Source organism: Enterococcus sp. BWT-B8 (assembly GCF_020567625.1).
Classification (GTDB): domain Bacteria; phylum Bacillota; class Bacilli; order Lactobacillales; family Enterococcaceae; genus Enterococcus_L.
The window spans coordinates 1-20,025 of record NZ_JAJDJV010000017.1 but is presented as its reverse complement, the minus strand read 5'-3'; the positions used below and the strand labels follow the sequence as shown (position 1 = coordinate 20,025).

General features: G+C 39.5%; 23 protein-coding genes, 1 tRNA gene and 1 pseudogene. 22 read left to right on the top strand and 3 right to left on the bottom strand.

From position 1 onward, the window contains the following. The first annotated feature begins 102 nt into the window (after positions 1-102). From hisZ to hisE, 9 genes are read left to right on the top strand one after another with little or no spacing between them, the layout of a single operon-like run. Complete coding sequence (gene hisZ, locus LI951_RS13580; protein ID WP_229442549.1) at positions 103-1,302, top strand: ATP phosphoribosyltransferase regulatory subunit; 1,200 nt, start codon at positions 103-105, stop codon at positions 1,300-1,302. After that, positions 1,295-1,930: an ATP phosphoribosyltransferase gene (gene hisG, locus LI951_RS13575; protein WP_229442547.1), complete on the top strand. Its 636-nt coding sequence runs from the start codon at positions 1,295-1,297 to the stop codon at positions 1,928-1,930. The genes hisZ and hisG overlap by 8 nt, the downstream gene beginning before the upstream one ends. A 1-nt stretch (position 1,931) precedes the next feature. Continuing rightward, positions 1,932-3,224: a histidinol dehydrogenase gene (gene hisD / locus LI951_RS13570; protein WP_229442545.1), complete on the top strand. Its 1,293-nt coding sequence runs from the start codon at positions 1,932-1,934 to the stop codon at positions 3,222-3,224. After that, the gene (gene hisB / locus LI951_RS13565) at positions 3,221-3,805 is read left to right on the top strand and encodes an imidazoleglycerol-phosphate dehydratase HisB (RefSeq protein WP_202064392.1); all 585 of its coding nucleotides are present in this window, start codon (positions 3,221-3,223) and stop codon (positions 3,803-3,805) included. The genes hisD and hisB overlap by 4 nt, the downstream gene beginning before the upstream one ends. Beyond that, on the top strand, positions 3,806-4,432 hold the full coding sequence (hisH, locus tag LI951_RS13560; protein ID WP_202064393.1) for an imidazole glycerol phosphate synthase subunit HisH: 627 nt from the start codon (positions 3,806-3,808) through the stop codon (positions 4,430-4,432). It abuts the gene before it with no gap. After that, positions 4,410-5,132: a 1-(5-phosphoribosyl)-5-[(5-phosphoribosylamino)methylideneamino]imidazole-4-carboxamide isomerase gene (hisA, locus tag LI951_RS13555; protein WP_229442544.1), complete on the top strand. Its 723-nt coding sequence runs from the start codon at positions 4,410-4,412 to the stop codon at positions 5,130-5,132. Before hisH ends, hisA begins: the two co-directional genes overlap by 23 nt. Further along, a complete protein-coding gene (gene hisF / locus LI951_RS13550; protein WP_229442542.1) occupies positions 5,126-5,884 on the top strand; it encodes an imidazole glycerol phosphate synthase subunit HisF in 759 nt (252 codons plus the stop codon). The genes hisA and hisF overlap by 7 nt, the downstream gene beginning before the upstream one ends. Next, positions 5,881-6,201: a phosphoribosyl-AMP cyclohydrolase gene (gene hisI / locus LI951_RS13545; protein WP_202064397.1), complete on the top strand. Its 321-nt coding sequence runs from the start codon at positions 5,881-5,883 to the stop codon at positions 6,199-6,201. Before hisF ends, hisI begins: the two co-directional genes overlap by 4 nt. Continuing rightward, positions 6,198-6,512 (top strand): phosphoribosyl-ATP diphosphatase, encoded by a 315-nt coding sequence (hisE, locus tag LI951_RS13540; RefSeq protein ID WP_202064398.1) that lies wholly within the window; start codon positions 6,198-6,200, stop codon positions 6,510-6,512. The genes hisI and hisE overlap by 4 nt, the downstream gene beginning before the upstream one ends. 117 nt (positions 6,513-6,629) lie before the next feature. On the opposite strand, the gene LI951_RS13535 is transcribed toward hisE, so the two are convergent. Beyond that, positions 6,630-7,031, bottom strand: a complete 402-nt coding sequence (locus tag LI951_RS13535) for a DUF4828 domain-containing protein (RefSeq protein ID WP_229442540.1) — start codon at positions 7,029-7,031, stop codon at positions 6,630-6,632. A gap of 643 nt (positions 7,032-7,674) precedes the next feature. On the opposite strand from LI951_RS13535, the gene LI951_RS13530 reads away from it, so the two are divergent. The 12 genes from LI951_RS13530 to LI951_RS13475 all read left to right on the top strand — a co-directional run bounded on the left by LI951_RS13530 (position 7,675) and on the right by LI951_RS13475 (position 18,989). Next, positions 7,675-8,049, top strand: coding sequence for a helix-turn-helix domain-containing protein (locus LI951_RS13530; protein ID WP_229442539.1), 375 nt, complete (start codon positions 7,675-7,677; stop codon positions 8,047-8,049). A gap of 317 nt (positions 8,050-8,366) precedes the next feature. Continuing rightward, positions 8,367-9,095, top strand: coding sequence for a DNA/RNA nuclease SfsA (sfsA, locus tag LI951_RS13525; protein ID WP_420705940.1), 729 nt, complete (start codon positions 8,367-8,369; stop codon positions 9,093-9,095). A 17-nt stretch (positions 9,096-9,112) separates the two neighbouring features. Further along, positions 9,113-10,114, top strand: a complete 1,002-nt coding sequence (locus tag LI951_RS13520) for a Gfo/Idh/MocA family protein (protein ID WP_229442537.1) — start codon at positions 9,113-9,115, stop codon at positions 10,112-10,114. A gap of 228 nt (positions 10,115-10,342) precedes the next feature. After that, complete coding sequence (locus LI951_RS13515) at positions 10,343-11,497, top strand: DEAD/DEAH box helicase (RefSeq protein WP_229442536.1); 1,155 nt, start codon at positions 10,343-10,345, stop codon at positions 11,495-11,497. Between the two features lie 48 nt (positions 11,498-11,545). After that, positions 11,546-14,239 (top strand): sigma 54-interacting transcriptional regulator, encoded by a 2,694-nt coding sequence (locus LI951_RS13510; RefSeq protein ID WP_229442535.1) that lies wholly within the window; start codon positions 11,546-11,548, stop codon positions 14,237-14,239. A gap of 162 nt (positions 14,240-14,401) precedes the next feature. After that, on the top strand, positions 14,402-14,719 hold the full coding sequence (locus tag LI951_RS13505; RefSeq protein ID WP_229442534.1) for a PTS sugar transporter subunit IIB: 318 nt from the start codon (positions 14,402-14,404) through the stop codon (positions 14,717-14,719). Positions 14,720-14,756: 37 nt separating this feature from the next. Continuing rightward, positions 14,757-15,077 carry a PTS lactose/cellobiose transporter subunit IIA gene (locus tag LI951_RS13500; protein WP_229442533.1) on the top strand — a complete coding sequence of 107 codons (321 nt, stop codon included), beginning with the start codon at positions 14,757-14,759 and terminating at the stop codon, positions 15,075-15,077. A 123-nt stretch (positions 15,078-15,200) separates the two neighbouring features. Then, positions 15,201-16,649: a PTS sugar transporter subunit IIC gene (locus tag LI951_RS13495; RefSeq protein ID WP_229442532.1), complete on the top strand. Its 1,449-nt coding sequence runs from the start codon at positions 15,201-15,203 to the stop codon at positions 16,647-16,649. Between the two features lie 201 nt (positions 16,650-16,850). Next, the gene (locus LI951_RS13490; protein WP_202064411.1) at positions 16,851-17,069 is read left to right on the top strand and encodes a hypothetical protein; all 219 of its coding nucleotides are present in this window, start codon (positions 16,851-16,853) and stop codon (positions 17,067-17,069) included. 22 nt (positions 17,070-17,091) lie between these two features. Next, on the top strand, positions 17,092-17,295 hold the full coding sequence (locus tag LI951_RS13485) for a DUF3188 domain-containing protein (protein WP_229442531.1): 204 nt from the start codon (positions 17,092-17,094) through the stop codon (positions 17,293-17,295). Beyond that, positions 17,295-17,705 carry a DUF3284 domain-containing protein gene (locus tag LI951_RS13480; RefSeq protein WP_229442530.1) on the top strand — a complete coding sequence of 137 codons (411 nt, stop codon included), beginning with the start codon at positions 17,295-17,297 and terminating at the stop codon, positions 17,703-17,705. The genes LI951_RS13485 and LI951_RS13480 overlap by 1 nt, the downstream gene beginning before the upstream one ends. Before the next feature lie 93 nt (positions 17,706-17,798). Continuing rightward, positions 17,799-18,989, top strand: a complete 1,191-nt coding sequence (locus tag LI951_RS13475) for a GNAT family N-acetyltransferase (protein ID WP_229442529.1) — start codon at positions 17,799-17,801, stop codon at positions 18,987-18,989. An 84-nt stretch (positions 18,990-19,073) separates the two neighbouring features. On the opposite strand, the gene LI951_RS15190 is transcribed toward LI951_RS13475, so the two are convergent. Continuing rightward, positions 19,074-19,202, bottom strand: a complete 129-nt coding sequence (locus LI951_RS15190) for a hypothetical protein (protein ID WP_267491509.1) — start codon at positions 19,200-19,202, stop codon at positions 19,074-19,076. Between the two features lie 404 nt (positions 19,203-19,606). On the opposite strand from LI951_RS15190, the gene LI951_RS13470 reads away from it, so the two are divergent. After that, positions 19,607-19,683, top strand: a tRNA-Arg gene (locus LI951_RS13470). A gap of 209 nt (positions 19,684-19,892) precedes the next feature. Here the strand turns inward: LI951_RS13470 and LI951_RS13465 are convergent. Beyond that, positions 19,893-20,025, bottom strand: a pseudogene (locus LI951_RS13465) (IS30 family transposase); the annotation flags it as partial.

Genomic DNA, 20,025 nt, shown 5'->3' with positions numbered 1-20,025 from the left:
CGAATGCGGGAGTTAAAAAGAGGGCAATAAACAAAAAAGACAGAGATTACATAGTAAATTAATGAATATATATTGAAGATGAGCAGTTAGAGAAGGGGTTTGATGGATATGAAATGGAATCGCAGCTTGCCGTCGGGAACAAAGGATAAATTATTTCGTGAAGCAAACGGTGCATATCAGTTGGAGCAGCAGGTGAATCAGGTTGTGAAAAAACGCGGGTATCAACGTGTGGATACACCATTGATTGAATTTGAAGATGTTTTTCAAGCAGATGATGGGGAAGGTCTGCTGTATCGATTCTTTGACAAGCAGGGGCGATTACTTGTTCTGCGGCCGGATATGACTATGCCTATAGGAAGAGTAGCGGCAACGACAGGTATCCAACTGCCATTAAAGCTGGCATACAGCGGAAAGGTTTTTCGCTTTAACAACGAGATGGCGGGAGAACAGAATGAATTGACACAGGCAGGAATTGAGCTGATTGGCTTTACTTCAGCAAAGGCTGAATTGGAATGTGTCAGCTGTGCTGTAGAGATATTGAATACATTGAATATTCCAAATTTTCATTTTGAACTTGGTCATGCAGGAATATTTAAAGAAATTGCTGCCTATCTGAAATTGAATGCTGAAGAAATCAGAACGTTGAAAGAGCTGTTAAGCAATAAAAATTTGAGTGCATTAAAGGTTTTTATCCAAAATCATCCGAGTGAGCTGGATCATTTTATTGAAGAGATGCCCAAGCTTTTTGGAGAGGTAGAAGAAGTGATGGCATCTGCTCAGCAGCTGTTACCTGAAAATACAAAGCTGGCAACTGTTATTGATGAATTTAAAGCAATGGCTCGGATGCTTCAATCAAATATAAAGAGTATTTCGTTAACTGTTGATTTAGGTTCTGTTGCGCTGATGGATTATTATACCGGTATTTTATTCAATGGCTATGCTGATTTAATCCCGGACGTATTTTTGCGGGGCGGCCGATATGATCATCTGGTGGAACAGTTTGGACATACAGGAATTCCCGCTGTAGGCTTTGGCATCAATTTGGATACACTGGTAGCTTTGCAGTACCGGTTGGAATTGCTGGCAGACCTTGAACGACCAAAAGTACTGGTTCATGCGGGGATTACAGATTATTCAGCAGCAGAAGAGCTGGTGAAAAAGCATGAAAGCTATGAGCTTTCTCTGTTTGACACATGGGAAGAAGCGCTGGAATACGGGAAAAAATGGCAGTATGAAGAGCTGGTTTTGATAGAAGGACAAAAGACAACCCGAATAAAAGTAGGTGAACAGGTAAATGAGTAATTTGACAATTGCCCTGACGAAGGGAAGATTGGAACGGCAGACTCTGGAGCTTTTTGAGAAGGCGGGTATAGATGTTTCATTTATGAATGACAAACAGCGGAAACTGGTTTTTCATAATGCAGATCAGTCGCTGACTTTTTTATTGGTGAAAGCGGCAGATGTGGCGACTTATGTTAGACATGGTGTGGCAGACCTTGGTGTTGTTGGAAAAGATGTTCTGTTTGAACATCCTCACGGATACTATGAAATGCTGGATCTGGAGATCGGTAAATGTAAATTTTCAGTTGCTTCTGTAGGCACTTACCAGCCTCATGATCATAAGAGAAAAAGGATTGCAACGAAATATCCAACTATAGCCTCGGACTATTTCAGAGAAAAAGGCGAAGATGTTGAAATCATTAAAATTGAAGGCTCAGTAGAAATAGCACCAGTCTTGGGTCTGGCGGATGCAATTGTTGATATTGTTGAAACAGGGACAACATTGAAAGAAAACGGACTTGAAATTTATGAAGATATCTGTGATATTTCTGCACGGATAATTGTTAATAAAGCAACATTAAAGAGGAAGCGACAGGCAATATTTGAATTGTTTCAACAGTTGGAGACAGTAATCGGAAAAGAGGGATAGGATGAAGTGGCTTTCAGGAACAGCACCAGAGATTTTATCTGAACTGGATAAGGAAAAATATGTAAGAAAATCAGAAGATCAAAAGGTTGAAGAATCAACTAAAGAAATTATTGATACCGTGATTCAGCTGGGAGATCAGGCATTGCTGGATTACTCCAAACGCTTTGATCAGGCAGAAATTACTGAGCTGGAAATTTCGGCAGCAGAGGTTGATCAGGCTTATCAGAAAGTGGACAGTAAAATCCGACAGGCATTGGAGCGGGCAAAAGAAAATATTATCAGCTATCATCAAAAGCAGAAGCAATACGATTTTATGGATACTGAAAAGGATGGCGTTTTTAGAGGACAGCTGGTTCGACCTTTGGCACGTGCAGGAGTCTATGTTCCAGGAGGTACAGCAGCGTATCCATCTTCCGTTCTAATGAATGTTTTGCCGGCAAAAATTGCAGGAGTCAAAGAAATTATTATGGTTACCCCGCCTTCAAAATCTGGTATTCCGCCCATTATCTTGGCAGCTGCAAAAATCGCAGGGGTTGATCGGATTTTTCAGGTTGGAGGTGCACAGGCTGTTGCCGCACTGGCATATGGAACGAAAAGTATTCCTAAAGTCGATAAGATTGTGGGTCCAGGAAATATCTACGTTGCAACAGCCAAAAAGCAAGTCTTTGGAGCAGTTGGTATCGACATGATTGCCGGACCATCTGAAATTGGAATTTTGGCTGATAAACAGGCCAATCCAGCGTTTATTGCAGCAGACTTGCTGTCACAGGCAGAGCATGATAAATTGGCGCGAACATTTTTAGTTACTGATTCCAGAGTGCTCGCCGAAGAGGTAGAAAAGGAAATAAAGACTCAGCTGGCTGACCTGCCTAGAAAAGAAATAGCAGAGTTCTCAGTAGAAAATAATGGCTGGCTGATTGTAACTGATTCTAAAAAGGAAATGTTTGAGGTGATGAATGAAATTGCTCCAGAACATTTGGAAGTACAGATGGAGGACCCAATAAGTTGGCTTCATCAGATTCAAAATGCCGGGTCCATTTTCTTGGGAGCTTATACATCAGAACCGGTCGGCGATTACTTATCCGGAACTAATCATGTGCTGCCAACCAGCGGGACAGCTAAGTTTTATTCTCCTCTGGGTGTTTATGATTTTGTAAAATACAGTCAGGTTAGTTACTATACAAGAGATGCGTTGGCAGAGGTTCAGGAAGACATCGCACTTCTGGCCAGAGAAGAGGGACTGGAAGCTCATGCACGGGCAGTAGAATGTCGATTTAAGGAGGAAGAACAATGAGAACAGCAGCTTTAACCAGAAGCACAGCAGAAACAACGATTGAACTGGCACTAAACCTTGATGCACAGGAGCCGGTCAGTATTGATACAGGTGTCGGTTTTTTCGATCATATGCTGACCTTGTTTGCCCGTCACAGCCGAATGTCTCTGGAAGTAAAGGCTAACGGAGATCTCGACGTAGACAGCCATCATACTGTCGAAGATGTTGGTATTGTATTAGGTCAATGTATAAAAGAAGCACTGGGAAATAAGGCAGGAATCAACCGTTATGGCACCAGCTTTGTTCCTATGGATGAAACATTGGGGATGGCTTCACTTGATTTGAGCGGAAGATCGTATCTTGTATTTGATGCAGTGTTTGATAATCCGAAACTGGGTACTTTTGACACGGAATTAACGGAAGAGTTTTTTCAGGCACTGGCATTTAATACACAAATGAATCTTCATTTAAAAATTTTACATGGTAAAAATAATCATCATAAAATAGAATCTTTGTTTAAAGCTGCCGGAAGAGCACTAAGAGAGGCGATCACTTTGAATCCTGAAATTAACGGCATCAATTCAACGAAGGGAACATTGTAGATGATTGTAATTATTGATTATGACACAGGAAATACACTAAATGTGCAGAAAGCACTAAATTATGTGGGACTCGAAAATAAGTTATCCTCAGATGTGAAGGAGATCGAAGCAGCAGATGGTCTGATTTTACCAGGAGTGGGCGCATTTTCTTTGGCAATGGCTGAGCTGGAGAAAAGAAACTTGATCCAGCCAATCAAACATGCTGCGAAAAAAGGTATTCCGATTTTGGGTGTCTGTCTTGGAATGCAGCTGCTCCTTGAAGGAAGTACTGAAAACGGCTTTACCAGAGGGCTGGGACTGATCGAAGGGATCTGTGAAGAAATTCCTCAGGAAAAGAACTTTCCTGTTCCTCATATGGGTTGGAATGATTTGATTGTTACAAAGGAGACGCCGCTGACTGCGGGTGCAGCCGGTAAATTTGTTTATTTTGTCCATTCCTATTATGCAGACTGCGACCCGGATAATATTGATGCACTGGCACAGTATTCCATCAAAGTTCCGGCAATGATTTCAAAGGGAAATATTTTTGGGACACAGTTTCATCCGGAGAAAAGCGGTGAACCTGGGTTGAATATATTGAAGGGCTTTAAGGAGGTCGTTGATCATGTACGTATTACCGGCAATTGATATACGCGAAGGAGAAGCAGTTCGCTTGGTCAAAGGTGATTTTGCCAGGAAAACAGTTGTGAATGAAGATCCTCTTGCTCAAGCTCGTGAATTTAATCAGTCAGGACTTCAAAATCTTCATATTGTTGATTTGGATGGAGCATTGGCTGGGGAAACAACAAATGCACCGCTGATCAGGCAGATTAAAAGCGAAACGGGACTAACTATCGAAGTAGGCGGCGGAATTCGTTCAATGGAGCAGATAAAAGAATATATTGATTCCGGTGTAGACAGAGTCATTATAGGGTCAGCTGCTCTAAAAAATCCTAAGCTTGTAAAAGAAGCGGTAAAAAAATATCAGGAAAAAATTGCTGTGGGGATTGATGCAAAGAATGGGAAAGTTGCTGTCAGCGGCTGGTTGGAAGTCAGTGAAACAGACTATTTGACTATGGCAAAAGAAATGGCTGAAATCGGTGTTCAGACAATTATTTATACAGATATTTCAAAAGACGGGACATTAACCGGACCGAGTTTTGAACAGTACCAGCAGCTGCAGGAAGCTGTTCCAACAGTAAATATTATTGCTTCCGGCGGTGTGAGCAGCAAAGAGGATTTAGTCAAATTGTCGGAAATCGGTGTATATGGAGCGATAGTTGGCAAGGCCTTTTATGAAGGGAAAGTAACGCTTGAAGAAATGCAGGAGGTAGAAGCTTTATGCTGACCAAACGAATCATTCCCTGTCTGGATGTCACAGATGGACAAGTAGTCAAAGGTGTAAATTTTATAAACTTAAAAAGTATCGGTGATCCAGTAGAAATTGCTCGAGCATACAACGAGCAGGGGGCGGATGAAATTGTCTTTCTTGACATCACTGCGACCAGTGACCAACGGGAAACAATGATAGCAGTTGTAGAGAGGACCGCTGCTGAAGTATTTATTCCGTTGACTGTAGGTGGAGGAATACGTTCAGTTGAGGATATGAAAAAAATGCTTCAGGCCGGAGCAGACAAAATTTCCCTGAACTCGGCTGCGATTCAGAAGCCGGAGCTTATTCAGGCCGGAGCAGAAAAATTCGGTGCGCAATGTATCGTTGTTGCGATTGATGCAAAGAAAACCGCTGCTGGAAACTGGCACGTATTCGTTAAGGGTGGAAGAGAAGATACAGGTTTGGATGCTGTTGAGTGGGCCAAAAAGGCTGTTGCTTTGGGTGCCGGAGAAATTCTTCTGACCAGTATGGATGCAGATGGGACAAAAGCAGGGTATGATCTGGAATTGAATCAGGCAATCTGTGAAGCAGTAACAGTTCCGGTAATTGCCTCCGGCGGTTGTGGAAACAGAGAAGATATTTTAGAAGTTTTTGAGAAGACAAATGTTACAGCAGCATTGGCAGCCAGTATTTTCCATTACGGTGAGGTGAAGATTCCCGAGCTGAAGGAATACTTAGCAGAGGAAGGAGTGAGTGTTCGCTTATGAAACCCGATTTTTCTAAAGGACTGATTCCTGCAATAATTATTGAGGATCAGACAGATGATGTTTTAATGCTGGCTTATATGAATGAGGAAAGCTTCAATAAGACACTTGAAACCAGAACAACATGGTTTTATTCCCGTTCCCGTCAATCGTTGTGGAATAAGGGAGAGACCAGCGGGCACATTCAAAAGGTGAAAAAAATTGCGACGGATTGTGATCAGGATACCTTGCTGATTCGAGTAGACCAAACGGGACCAGCCTGTCACACAGGCGCTCACAGTTGTTTTTTCAATGTGATAGTTGAGGAGGAACAAGCATGATTGAGATCTTGTATAATGAAATTTTAGAGCGAAAAGAACAGCCCAAAGAAGGCTCCTACACAAACTACCTGTTTGATAAAGGGCTTGATAAGATCTTAAAAAAAGTTGGTGAAGAATCAACTGAAGTAATTATTGCTGCAAAAAACAATGATCAGGAAGAACTCATTTATGAAACAGCAGATTTAGTTTATCATATGTTGGTGCTTCTGGCTGAAAAAGGCGTGTCATTGGATGAGATAAAAGCGGAACTGGAAGAGCGGCAGGGAAAACTGAGTGTGACGAAAGATCGCGGAGAAATAGAAAATTTATAATAAAAAAGACGGAAAATGATGTAAGAGTGTCCTAAAAAGTTAGACTAAAAATCTAATGGTTGGCATTGACTCATGCAGCACCTTCTGTCTTTTTCATATTCAGCTTTTCAGAGAATCTCAATCAGAGCGGATGATTTCGTTTATAGGCAAGACTTTCTCTAAAAGATAGGTCTTGTCATCTGCTTCATCATATAATGTGTAAGGGATATCATTTTTTGTTTCAATAATCAGATGAAACCCGAAAGAATCTTGGACAACCAGACGTTTTATGTTCCATTCGATTAAACTGAATGTCAGCTTTTTTCCGTCAATTTGGATCTGCAGCTGATCGTCTATAGACAACTGATGCTGGGTAGCCTTCATTTTATCTACAAACCACCATTGACCTTGGAAAATTTTTATTAAATCAGAAGCAGTCAGATTGGCTTCCTGGCTACTCTTATTTTTCTTAAACAGCAGAGAACTTGCAATCCCTGTCAGAACAGAAGCACCAATTAAAAACGACCAACGCTTTTTCATCACTCAACCTCCAGTTTTCTTTTAATCATAGCACGAATCAGAAAATTTGAAGAGCTGGAAACATGATTATTAACAAAATTTAACGAAGCTTAAAAATTAGTAATGGGACTGTGACATAAGTATGTCTGAGATCCCTAAAACTGAATAAACGGTGTTCCAGAAGCTGTCTCTTCGGAAATAAGTCAAACGATACTGAAAATATGAGTAGCTCCAGGGAGGTATCCATTCACAGCTAGTCATTTTATGACTAGTGTTCTTTGACAATTTTCGTATATTCCGACTTATTGACATAAATCACTACGATTGACTTGTCAGAGTAGATGATGCATGATACCTACCTGATTCTTGAGGCAGAACACTTCTGCTCCTGTGATTACTCGTCGCATGAAGTGCTTTGCTCCTGCGGTTACTCGTCGCAGTTAAGGATGTGCAAGTGCTCCTGCGGTTACTCGTCGCAGTTAAGGATGTGCAAGTGCTCCTGCGGTTACTCATCGTATGGAGAAGCTTTGTCACAACCTCAGTAGAAGTTGATTGGTATAATAAGGCTTATTATCAATGAGTGTTGTTGCGCACGCAATTGCAGGTGTTGTGTTATTTTTAATAGGAATACGTAGTAAGATTATTTTTGAGGAGGGAATGAGAATTGGAATTGAATGAAAAACTCAAATCTCAAAGAATAGCAATGGGATTTACTCAACAAGAAGTAGCCGACAAAGTTTTTGTCACCCGGCAGACAATCTCAAAATGGGAACTGGGGAAGAGCAGGCCGGATCTGGTTTCCCTAAAATTATTAAATGAGCTGCTGCAGACAGATTATTTGAAAACAGAGGAGGGAAAGGAAAATTATGAAATGAATATAACAATAAAGGATATCTTCTTAACTTTTTTATTTGGTGTTTTGTTTTTACCAGTACGATGGGTCGTTTCATTTCTTCATCCCAAGAGGAACTGGGTGTCAGTAAAATCGGGGTTAATTCCTATAGTTCTGATTTTTTTGTTCTGTATATGCGATCTCTAAAAGAGTCTGCTTTCGTAGCTGTTGGTGTATTGCTGATTTTAGGTTACTATTCAATGGTCTGCTATTATTCTTCAGATAGCGGAAAGGAAGAGAACGAGCGAAGTTCGAACTGAGCAGTTTTTTATATGTTCTGAAAGAGGTCGTTCAATAATAATCAGGCTGCTTATAGAAGATGTAAAAACAGCATTTTACTGAGGGTATTTTTCTCTTATTAAATATTGTGCGGTGATTCATTTGCTTTATACTTCTTATCACTCCAACTTATTTGTCTAAACTTTGGAAAATGTGGTATTGTTTTGATGAGAGGTGTTTAAATGATCGTATATCCGGATGTATATCGGGCAAGATTTGTTTGTAGACCAAATCGGTTTATTGCTGAATGTATAGTAGAAGAAACAGGAGAAAAAGTAACTGTTCATGTAAAAAATACAGGGAGAGGGAGAGAAGTTTTTCTGCCGAATGCAGAAGTTGCATTAAGTTATCGACCTTCGCCGAAAAGGAAAACAGATTATGATTTAATCGCAGTAAAAAAAGGCAGACAATGGTTTAATATTGACAGTCAGATACCTAATGCACTGGCTGCTGAAGGTTTGTTAGACGGAACAATCGAGTTGCCTGGACTAAATGGCGGGATTGCTTCAATTAAACGTGAGAAGAAATATGGGAACTCTCAATTTGATCTGTTTATTGAAACAAATAAAGGACAGCAGGCTTTTGTGGAAGTGAAAGGAATGACCCTCGAAAATGAGCGGATTGGTGCCTTTCCAGATGCTCCGACACTGAGAGGTTTAAAGCATGTGAAAGAATTGACTGCGGCGATTCATGCAGGCTATCAGTGTTACGTGCTGTTTATTGCTCAGTTTGAACAAATTGATGTAGCAACTATTAATGATGAGATGCAGCTGGAACTGGCGCAGGCAGTTTTACTGGGACAAGAGTCCGGACTGCAGGTTCTGACTTATAATTGTCAGGTTACTCCTGAAACAATACGTGTATTAAAAGCAGTTCCTTTTGATTTAAATCAAAAGTTTAAACAACCAGAATAAAGAAAGGTGAGGATAAAATGATTCATCTGGGTATTATTGGAACAAACTGGATTAGCGATCAGTTTGTAGAGGCGGCATTAAAGACTGGAAAATATGATTTAGCAGCAATATACTCCAGAAAGCTGGAGAGCGCTCAGGCATTTGGCGAAAAATATGGTGATGTTGAATATGCAACCGATCTAAAAGTGTTTTTTGGAATTGAACATATGACTACAGTTTATATTGCTTCGCCTAATTCTCTGCATTTTGAACAGGCAAAGCAGGCAATACTGGCTGGAAAAAATGTTATTGTTGAAAAGCCGGCATTTTCAACACCGGATGAGATGGATGAAATTATTTCACTTGCCAATGAGAAAAGGGTGTATTTTTTTGAAGCAGCTCGGAATATCCATGAAAAAAGTTTCAAAAAAATTGGTTCGCTGCTGCCGTTGAAGAATGAGATCATCGGAGCGAATTTTACCTATATGAAATACTCTTCCCGTTATGATCAGGTTTTAGATGGACAGGAACCGAATGTGTTTTCTCCATATTTCTCAGGTGGAGCACTAATGGATTTAGGTGTTTATCTGGTGTATGCTGCGGTTGCATGGTTTGGTGTTCCGGTTGAAAGTCATTATTTTGCACGAAAGATTTCGACTGGGGTGGATGGCTTGGGAACGGCAATTTTACGCTATGATCACTTTGATGTGACGATTCAGGCAGGAAAAATCGGTGATTCATTTTTGTCTTCTGAAATTTATTTTGACAGTGGTACACTGCTTTTAGATGGGATTAATTCTATTTCGAAAGCTGAGTTTCACGATCGAAGCCATCAACAGATAGAGCGCATTTCTTTGACAGCGGAAGAAAATCCAATGGTGGAAGAAGCTGCTGACTTTGCTAATGTTATTGAAAACCCAAATGATAGGAACTGGGGCCTTCAATATGAGGAATGGGTGGAGCTGGCTCGTAATGTCAATCGAGTGTTGACTTATTTGAGAAAAGATGCAGGTATTGTATTTGAGGCGGATAAAAAGTAAAATAGAGACAGGCTTATTTCCTCTGAAATAAAGAAATAAGAATAAATAGCAATTGAGAAAAATGAGATCATTCAATCAATTGTTTTTTGTTTGCTCATTGGATTGCGTCGGCAAAATCAGCAGATGCTGAATTCTAGGCATGTCGGGATAAATCAACGGACAGACAGTTTTGGTGATAGAAAAAAAAGGGAAACTTTTGATTAAATCTTTATCCATGAAAGGAACTATATGAATTTTGTAAATCAACTACCAGAAGTTTGGCAGGAGAAATGGCAGACTTCTGGTTTTAACGAACCTTCAGCTATTCAGAAAAAAAGTTTTCAGCCTTTATCTGAAGGAAAAAATGTAAGAGGAATTTCGCCTACCGGTACAGGTAAAACACTGGCTTATTTATTGCCGCTGCTGTTGAGAACAACTGCCCATTCAGGAAGCCAGCTGCTGATATTAGCACCTTCTCAGGAATTAGCCGTGCAGATTGGGCAGGTCGCACAAGAGTGGGGTAATCTGCTTCAGTTGAAAACACAGACGTTGATCGGTGGAGCAAATGTTAAACGGCAGATAGAAAAGCTCAAAAAGAAGCCGGAAGTACTGATTGGTACTCCTGGTAGAATAATTGAACTGATCCGGGCGAAGAAAATTAAAAGTCATCAGCTTAAAACAATTGTGATGGACGAAGCTGATCAGCTTCTGCAGAAAACGGATCTGGATCTGACCCGACAAATTCTGCAGAGTGCTCCTGTTGACTTCCAGCTGGCTTTTTACTCTGCAACTGCAGATCGAATTGAATCAGAAGTGTCTGAGCTTGCGGAAGAAGTTCAGACAATTGATGTATCTGAAGAGGATCAGTCAGCGGGCACAATTCACCATTATTACATAGAAGTACCGTTTAGAAAGAGAAAAGACTTTCTGCAAAAGATGCTTCATGTCCCTGAATTCTATGGAATGGTCTTTTTTAATCAGCTGTCAGATTTAGGTGCAGTTGAAGAGAAAATGATTTATGATGGGTTACCGATTCTGGGGCTGGCTTCTGATCAGAATAAGCAGCTGAGAAAACTGGCAGTCAGTCAGTTCTCTAATAAAAGAGTAAAAATGTTGCTGACAACAGATGTCGGTGCAAGAGGACTTGATTTTACGGAAGTCGCATATATTATTAATGCAGATGTTCCGTTAGATGCCGTCAGCTATGCTCATCGAGCCGGCAGGACAGGACGAATGGGTGCAGAAGGAGCGGTTATTACTTTTATTAATGATCGGACAAAAAGAGACTTTCAGCGTTTGATGAAAGCAGCAGCTGTTTCAGCAAAAGAAATTTTTCTTTATGGTGCGGAATTTCATGAAACCAGAAAAGAAACAGAGGCTGGGCATTTAAAAAAGGAAAAGTAACAACTATTTGTCGTGTTTGCATTCATCAGGCGTAAAGGGAGGCTAAGCATGAAATCCAGAAAAGAAGAAATTTTAGCTTTGTTAGAGAATACAAAGGTTGGTATGACAGCTGCTGATATCGGGGAGAAACTATCTATTGACCGAAGCAATGCAAGCCGATATTTAAGTGAGCTGTCGAAGGAACATAAAATTCGAAAAAAAGAAGGACGTCCGGTTGTTTATACGTCTGTTTTTGAAGAAGATATGATTCATGTTGACAGTTCAAGTGAAGTTTCATTTGAAAATCTGGTTGGTGCCAATGATTCACTGAAAATAAGTATTCAGCAGGCGAAAGCGGCTATTCTCTATCCGCCGCGGGGACTCCATACCATTATTTTTGGTGAAACAGGTACAGGGAAGTCGCTATTTGCGGAATGTATGTACCACTTTGCTGTGAGCTCCAATACATTGCCGGAGAATGCACCGTTTGTTTCATTTAACTGTGCAGACTATGCTCAAAATCCGCAGCTGCTTTTTGGCCATATTTTTGGTGTGAAAAAAGGAGCCTATACCGGAGCTGAAAACGATAGCCCGGGACTGATTTCAGAAGCAGACGGAGGTATCCTTTTTCTGGATGAAATTCATCGTTTGACTCCAGAAGGACAGGAAATGCTCTTTACGTTTATTGACAAGGGGATTTATCGTCCGCTGGGCGAAAGCGGCAAGACCTATAATGCTTCTGTACAGATTATCGGTGCTACAACAGAATCCTCCGAAAGTTTTCTGACGACATTTAATAGAAGAATTCCGATGGCAATTACACTGCCTAATTTAGATGCCAGATCGTTGGATGAGCGTTATGATATTATCTCTTTGTTTATCAAACAGGAAGCTAATCGGCTGAATCAGCGAATCAACATTGAAAGAGAAGCGATTTTAGCATTTATGCTTTATGATGCTGAAGGAAATATCGGTCAGATTAAGCGGGATTTGAAGCTTGTTTGTGCCAAGTCTTTTCTTCATTACCGAACGCACAATGAGGTCTTTTTAATGATTAGGAAGAAGGATCTGCCGCTGCAGGTTCAAAAGGGCTTATTGAAAATTAAGGAAGTTTCCGATCGGCTGGATCGTTTTGTGGATGGAAAAAACAATTATCTAAGCTTTGAACCAGGGACAAATGAAGTGGTCTGGTCCAGGGACCCGGCAAGAGATATGCAGGTTTATAATGAAATTGAAAAAAAAGTTGCTTCTTTGGCTGGAAATGAGCTTGAAAATATTGATCTGGAAGAATTAATTTCTACAGATATGGATGCATATTTCCAAACCTATGTGAAGGAGCTGACTCAAAATTCCATTCACAAGGAGCTGCTTCCGGAAAGCATCTGGAAGCTGACAAACCGCTTGTACGACCTGGCGGAAAAACGTTTATCACGCCAATATAATGAAAATGCCCGCTTTGCTTTTGCACTCCATCTCCAAAGTACGATTGAGCGTGTTCGTGAAGGTCATGTGATTGTTCACCCCAACCTGAACAATATTCGAAAACAAATGAAGAAAGAATTTCAGGTGGCCATTGATCTGTCTGCAATTATTGAAGAAGAGAATGATATAGAGATTCCTTTTGATGAAATCGGCTTTATCAGCATGTTTCTTTCTATTGATGTGGGAGACAAAGAAAAAGTTGAAGTAAATAATGTCGGTGTAGTTGTTTTAATGCATGGTGATTCCACAGCCTCCAGTATGTTGAAAACAGCACAGGAGCTTTTGGGGACCTCCACAGGAGTGGCGATGAATATGCCTTTGACAATGGAAGTTCAGACGATGTATGAATATTTGAGAAAATATGTTGTGGATCATCAGGATTCATTAAGTAACGGGATGCTGTTGCTAACAGATATGGGATCGCTGAATTCATTTGGAAATATGATTTATGAAGAAACTGGGATTCGAACAAAAGCTATTTCGATGACGAGTACGATGATCGTGCTGGAAGCGATTCGTATGTCCAGTGTCGGAAGAAGCTTGGAAGATATCTATCAGAACATCCAGATGTCTCTTGAGGGGATTATTCGCGAACAATTCCGAAGCAGCTTGAAAAATCCTAATCAGGTAAAAAAGGCAGTCGTTGTTACCTGCTTTACCGGAGAAGGAGTAGCAGCAAGATTGTATCAGCGAATTTTGCCTGTCATTGATGAAGAAAAGGTTGAAATTATCCAAATGCAGTTTTTGGAAAGAGAAGCCTTTAAAAAGCATATAGACAGTTTGATGGAAGAATATGAAATTAAAGCAATTGCTGGAACTGTAGATGTTGAGTATCAAAATATTCCTTTCTTTTCAGCGTACGACATCTTCGATGATGAGAAGCTTAATGTACTGAAGCGAATTGCAGGAGATGAAGTGCCGACAGAAAAGATTGTCCGTTCATTAAGTGATACAATTACTACGGTGGATTCATTACAGAAACTAATTGTCATGCTCCAAAAAACAGTTCATCAAATTCAGAGTGACATGCATATTATTGTTGAGCCGGGAGTGGATGCCGGCATTGTGTTCCATTTGGCTTTTCTGGTTGATTCTATTATTAAAGGAGAAGAAGGCAGAGGCTTCGAAGGTCTTTCCGAATTTATGAAGAAGTATCGACTGGAAACTGATGTGGCCAGAACGAATATGATGATAATCGAAAAAGCCTATAGAATCAAGGTTCCTGAGGCTGATATTGCACATTTAACCAAAATGTTTTTAGATAATAAAATCAGAAAATAGAATTTACACACTAAATTTTTGTGTGTAAGAGAATAATAAAGTGTGCAAGACTAAGTGGTATAGATCAAAACCCTGATATGATGGGATTTGGTCTATACTGTTTTTTGGCACGTTTATTGCTTATATAATTGTGTAATCAAATAATTTAGGGAGATGAAGACAATGGCTAAAAAAACAATTATGCTAGTTTGTTCTGCTGGAATGAGTACTAGTCTGTTGGTAACGAAAATGCAAAAAGCTGCAGAAGCACGTGGAATGGAAGCTGATATCTTTGCTGTATCTGCATCAGACGCTGACAACAATTTAGAGTCAAAAGATGTAAATGTATTATTATTAGGCCCGCAAGTACGTTTCATGAAAGCTCAATTTGAACAAAAACTTGCACCAAAAGGTATTCCGTTGGATGTTATCAACATGGCTGATTACGGAATGATGAATGGTGAAAAAGTTTTAGATCAAGCAATTGCTTTAATGAATTAATTTAAACAATCCGTACTATATTAAAGGAGGAATGAAAATGGAAGAACAAGCAAATTTAGAAGCCATCATGGGTTTGATTATGTATGGTGGGAATGCTAAGAGTGACGCAATGGAGGCTATTGCAGCAGCGAAAGAAGGGAACTTCGAATTGGCTGATCAGAAAATCGCTGCAGCAGAAGCATCATTAGTTGAGGCACATCACTCTCAGACAGGGTTGTTGACTCAAGAAGCACAGGGAAATAATATCACTGTAACATTGTTAACGGTACACAGTCAGGATCATTTAATGACTTCAATTGCTTTTACAGATTTAGCAAAAGAAATCATTGCTGTATACCGTCGTATCGACGCAAACTAATAATCATTCTTTTTTGAACGGAAGATTGAGAGAGTAACTAAAACTTTTTGAACGGAGTTTTAATTCTTTTAATTTAGAGAGCAGGGCTCTTTAGATAAATATTATTTATAGGGGGATATAAAAATGAACGCTTTAACAGCTTGGATGGAGAAGCACATTCTTCCAATTGCCGGAAAAATCGGTGCGCAAAAGCATTTAGTAGCTTTACGTGACGCATTTATCGGCACAATGCCAGCAACAATGGCTGGTGCGATTGCCGTAATGATCAACGCGATCATTCGTGATTTACCGCCGGCATTCTGGCCTGACTATAATGGTTCGACAATTCCGGTTATCAGGGAAATCATTTCAGTTAATGGGTATGTATGGAACGGTACATTGGCAATTGCTGGTTTGATTTTTGCTTTTTCTTGGGGATTCAACTTAGCACGTGCTTACAACGTAAACGACCTGGCAGGTGGTATTGTAGCTCTTGCAGCATTTATTCAAGGTATTTCATTTGGACCATCATCATCTGCTGATTTAGGTATTAAAGTTCCGGATGCAGTTGCTGAAGCAATCAACAATGCAGAGATTGGCGCAACGATTGATGGCAGCACTTTAAACGTAAATCTTTGGGGCTGGCTTAAATTAGGTCATTTAGATGGTAACGCATATTTCACCATCATGATTATTGGTGCCTTGGCAACCATTATCTATGCAAAACTAATGTTGGCGAACATTACGATCAAAATGCCTGATCAAGTACCGCCGGCAGTATCAAAAGCATTTGCAGCGATTATTCCTGCAGCAGTGGCATTATATGTAGTAGCAATTATTAATTTTGCAGTGGCACAAATAACTGACGGACAGTTACTGATTGATTTGATTCAGAAATACATTGCAGAACCGTTCTTGGGTCTGACTCAAGGCTTTGGAGCAATTGTATTGATTCAGGTTGCTATCCAAATATTCTGGTTCTTTGGTATTCACGGAACCAACGTTATGGCACCGGTTCTGGAAGGGATCTTCGGTGTTGCTCAGTTGAAAAATATTAATATTTTTGAACAAGGCTACAACGGTGTTAAAGGTAGTGCTGCCGTATTGGAAGCGATCAAAGATGGAAAAGCGTACTACTGGGTTCGCGGATCATTTGATGCGTACACTATGTTCGGTGGTTCAGGTGGTACAATCGTGCTGTTGTTTGCAATCTTCATTTTTTCAAAACGTGCAGATTACTTAACAGTTGCGAAATTGTCAATTGGACCTGGATTCTTCAACATCAATGAACCAGTAATGTTTGGTTTGCCAATCGTATTAAATCCAATTATGTTTATTCCGTTTATCATTGCACCAGTAGTAACTACTGCAATTGGATACTTTGCAACTATTGGCGGATTGGTTAATCCGGTATCACAACAAGTGCCATGGGTTGTTCCTCCAGTGCTATTGTCATTCCTTGCAACAGGAGCTGACTGGAGAGCACCGATCGTAACACTTGTATGTATTGTGGTCAGCTTCTTCATCTGGGTACCGTTCGTTATTGCAGCGAACAAGATGGACCCTTCATTGGGAGAACCTGATAACAAATAATTGAGTTACTAAAATAGTTGCTTCCGCTTCTACGAGGTGAAGCAACTATTTTTACTAGTATGAATTTAGGCGTTCAAAAGTTAAACGAATTTTTCAGAGGGCTTCAAATAAAACTTTGTAAAAAAAGATGTTTTAAGGATTACTGAAATTTTTTTTACAAAGTAATCTAATAAATAGAAAGAGAAAGAAAGGAAGATGGACATGATTGCAATTTCAAGCGCAATGCAGCAGGACGCAATTAAAGAATTATTAGAAGGCTACAGTGAGGGGGATTTTACATATACCTTTAAAGAAAAACAGGGAATTAAGTTAATCTTTGAAGTAACCGGAGACAGCGAAGAAGCCGCTGCCAAAGCAAAACAGTTAATCAAAGGTGAGTCTTGGGGAAATGTTCTGTATTTCCAGTCAGCTGCGGTTTAACGAGTAGATAGGATGAAAAATCATGATGATGAAAAACGGAATATTTTTATGTAGTATTGGTTTATTGGTTTTTGTGTATTCAGCGAACATGAGTACCGGGAAATATGATTTTTCCAGTATGACTACAGCAATTTCCTTAATTGCTGCTGGACTATTCTTCTACTTTAGAGGGAAGAAAAAGGAAAAGCAAAAGGATGATTCAAAAAATGGTGAGGTGAAGAAATAGTGGAAGTTGTAAAAAAACTAAATATTCCTGCACCTGTCTTTTACAAGAAAATCATTGAATCTGTTATTTATGATATCAGGGTACAAACGGGAAAAGATGTCACAGAAAAGCAATTGAATAATTTTGAATATGTTAAAACATTTTCAAAAAGCCAGCGGGCAAAAATAAAAATCGATAAAATTGAAAAAGATTCTGCTTATCATTTTTCTACATCTACGACTAAAAATGAATTTAAAGTAAGTTACGATATTACAATGATCGATGACAATTCCTGCGAAATCCGTTATGCTGAAAGCATGGAGTCATATGGAACTCTTCAAAAAATGAATGATATAGTACTAAGTATGCTACTTGGTTTTTTCAAAAAGCGTCAATTTAAAAAAATGTTGGAACAAATGGAAAATTCATAATTGTAAAATAGAAGAGGTTGGGACTAGCATCATAAGATGAGGCGATAATGTTCCTTCCTTTTTTCATTTTAAAGCAGGAAAGGATGGGGAAGCATGGAGCATATCAGAAAACTGGAACTGAAAGATACAAAAGCTATGTTTGATCTTGCTGCTTACGCGTTTAATTCTGAAGTATCGGATGAAAGAAAAAAGAGATTTGACTGGATTGTAGAGCACTCGGAAGCCTACGGATATATTGAAGGGGAACAGTTAATAAGTCAGCTGTTGTCAACGCCATTTACTGTTGATTTTCATGGGAGTAAATATAAAATGGGTGGTGTCGGCTGTGTGTCTTCTTATCCAGAGTATCGGGGGCAAGGGAGTATAACTGCTTTGATGAGAAGGCTGCTGTCAGATTTAGCTAAAGAAAAAACAGCATTGTCTTATCTGTCTCCATTCTCCTATCCATTTTATCGGCGTTATGGATATGAACAGCTTTTTGAACAGATCATCTATCGAATTGCGAGTACTGACTGGCCGAAAACAACAGCTGCTGAGAGTTCAGTGTATCGAGAAGATTGGTCCCATGCTAAATCTGTCATTGCTGAGATTTATGCGGAGGAACTTGTCAAACATCCCGGAGCTCTGGTTAGAGAAGACTGGTGGCTGGAATACAAATTTGCACAGGGAAATGAGTTTCGGTTTGCCATTGCAAAAAGCAAAGAGGGTCAACCGCTAGGCTATTTAGTTTATAAGGTTACTTCAGAGGAATTTACGATTAACGAATGGAAGGCATTAAATAAAGATGCCTATTCAGCACTGGCTGGATTTATCGGTTCACACAGTGGTACTACCCGACAGTTCTACTATGAAAAAGGCTTTATAGGTGAAAATCTAAGCTATCTGATGCCTGCGCCTGTGGTTGAAATGAAGCTGGTGCCGTATATGATGGGGAGAATCGTTGATTTTAAAACATTTATTGCTTCTTATCCGTTCCAAAAGTATTCGACAGAATATCAATTTTATTTGGAAATTGTTGATGAGTTTGCCCCATGGAATGCAGGTTTCTGGCAGCTGAAAGTCAAAGATGGAACAGCTGTTTTAAATCAAATTGAAGATAAAGTGTTTGTTGAAGGAAAAAGAGTTTTGAGCTCTGGAATTCAGGGATGGACGCAACTATTGATGGGATATCGTACAGGGGCGGAGCTGAATTTTCATGAAATACTATCCGGCAGCAGAGAAATGGTCGTACTTTTAGATCAGCTGATTCCTGATGGCAAACCGGTTTTGGAAGATTATTTCTAAGCATAAAAATAACTGAGCATTCTCTGCATACCATGTATTCTTACAGAAAATGCTCAGTTTTTTAATTTATGAAAGACAGAAGGCTTATTTTTTCTTTTCATCTTTTTCAGTTGCCTTATGCTCCTTCAATGCTTTTTTGATGATCTCTTCTTTTTCCTGTTTGTAATGATCCTGTCGCTCCGCAAATACTTCTTCTTTTGATTTTTCTGTCATACTGTTAGCACTCCTTATTCATTTATTTACTTAATCATAGCATCTCATCCGCTTCTTTTCGATCTATTTGCCTGAGAATAGCAGAAAAAATGAGAAAATACTAAAACTGCTGAAATAAAACGAAAGCGCTGTCTTTTTTGCAGACTATTAATGATTTGCCTGAGAATCACTGATTAAAGATATATTTTTTTAGACTATCCAGTTGCTTGGCAGATAGTCATTGACAGGAACAGGGAAGAAATTTAAAATAGAGAAGTATGTTTATTTAACTGCTTTTGTTCAATAAGCAAGCTTATTGAAATAGTCCCCTTAGTAAAATGGATATTACAAGACCCTCCTAAGTGGTAGTAGTTCCAATCCCTAGGAGGGTAAAAAGAGCAGATTTGCCAACAAAAATTTAATATGTCCTCGTAGCTCAGCTGGATAGAGCACCGCCCTCCTAAGGCGGGTGTCGTACGTTCAAATCGTATCGGGGACGCCATAGAAATTACGTCGAAAGCCTTTATTGATAAGGGTTTTCGGCTTTTTATATGTTGCTCTCTATGGGTATATTTTCTTTTAATTACAATAGATGTCGGTGCTTTGTTAGTAGCCTTTTTTGCTAACAGCCTTGCTAACACTCTTTTTTTTAGTCTTGAATTTCTTCGTTTTTTTCCTTTATTTGCTAACACTTTTTGTTAGTTTCATTTGTCAAATTAACCTAGACACCATCTCATCATCCATATAACTCAAAAATACTTCCATGGGGGTTCGATAGTTCAGTGATTTCCTTGGAATATGATTCCTTTTTGAGGCAACCGATTGGACAAATGCCTCATCAACT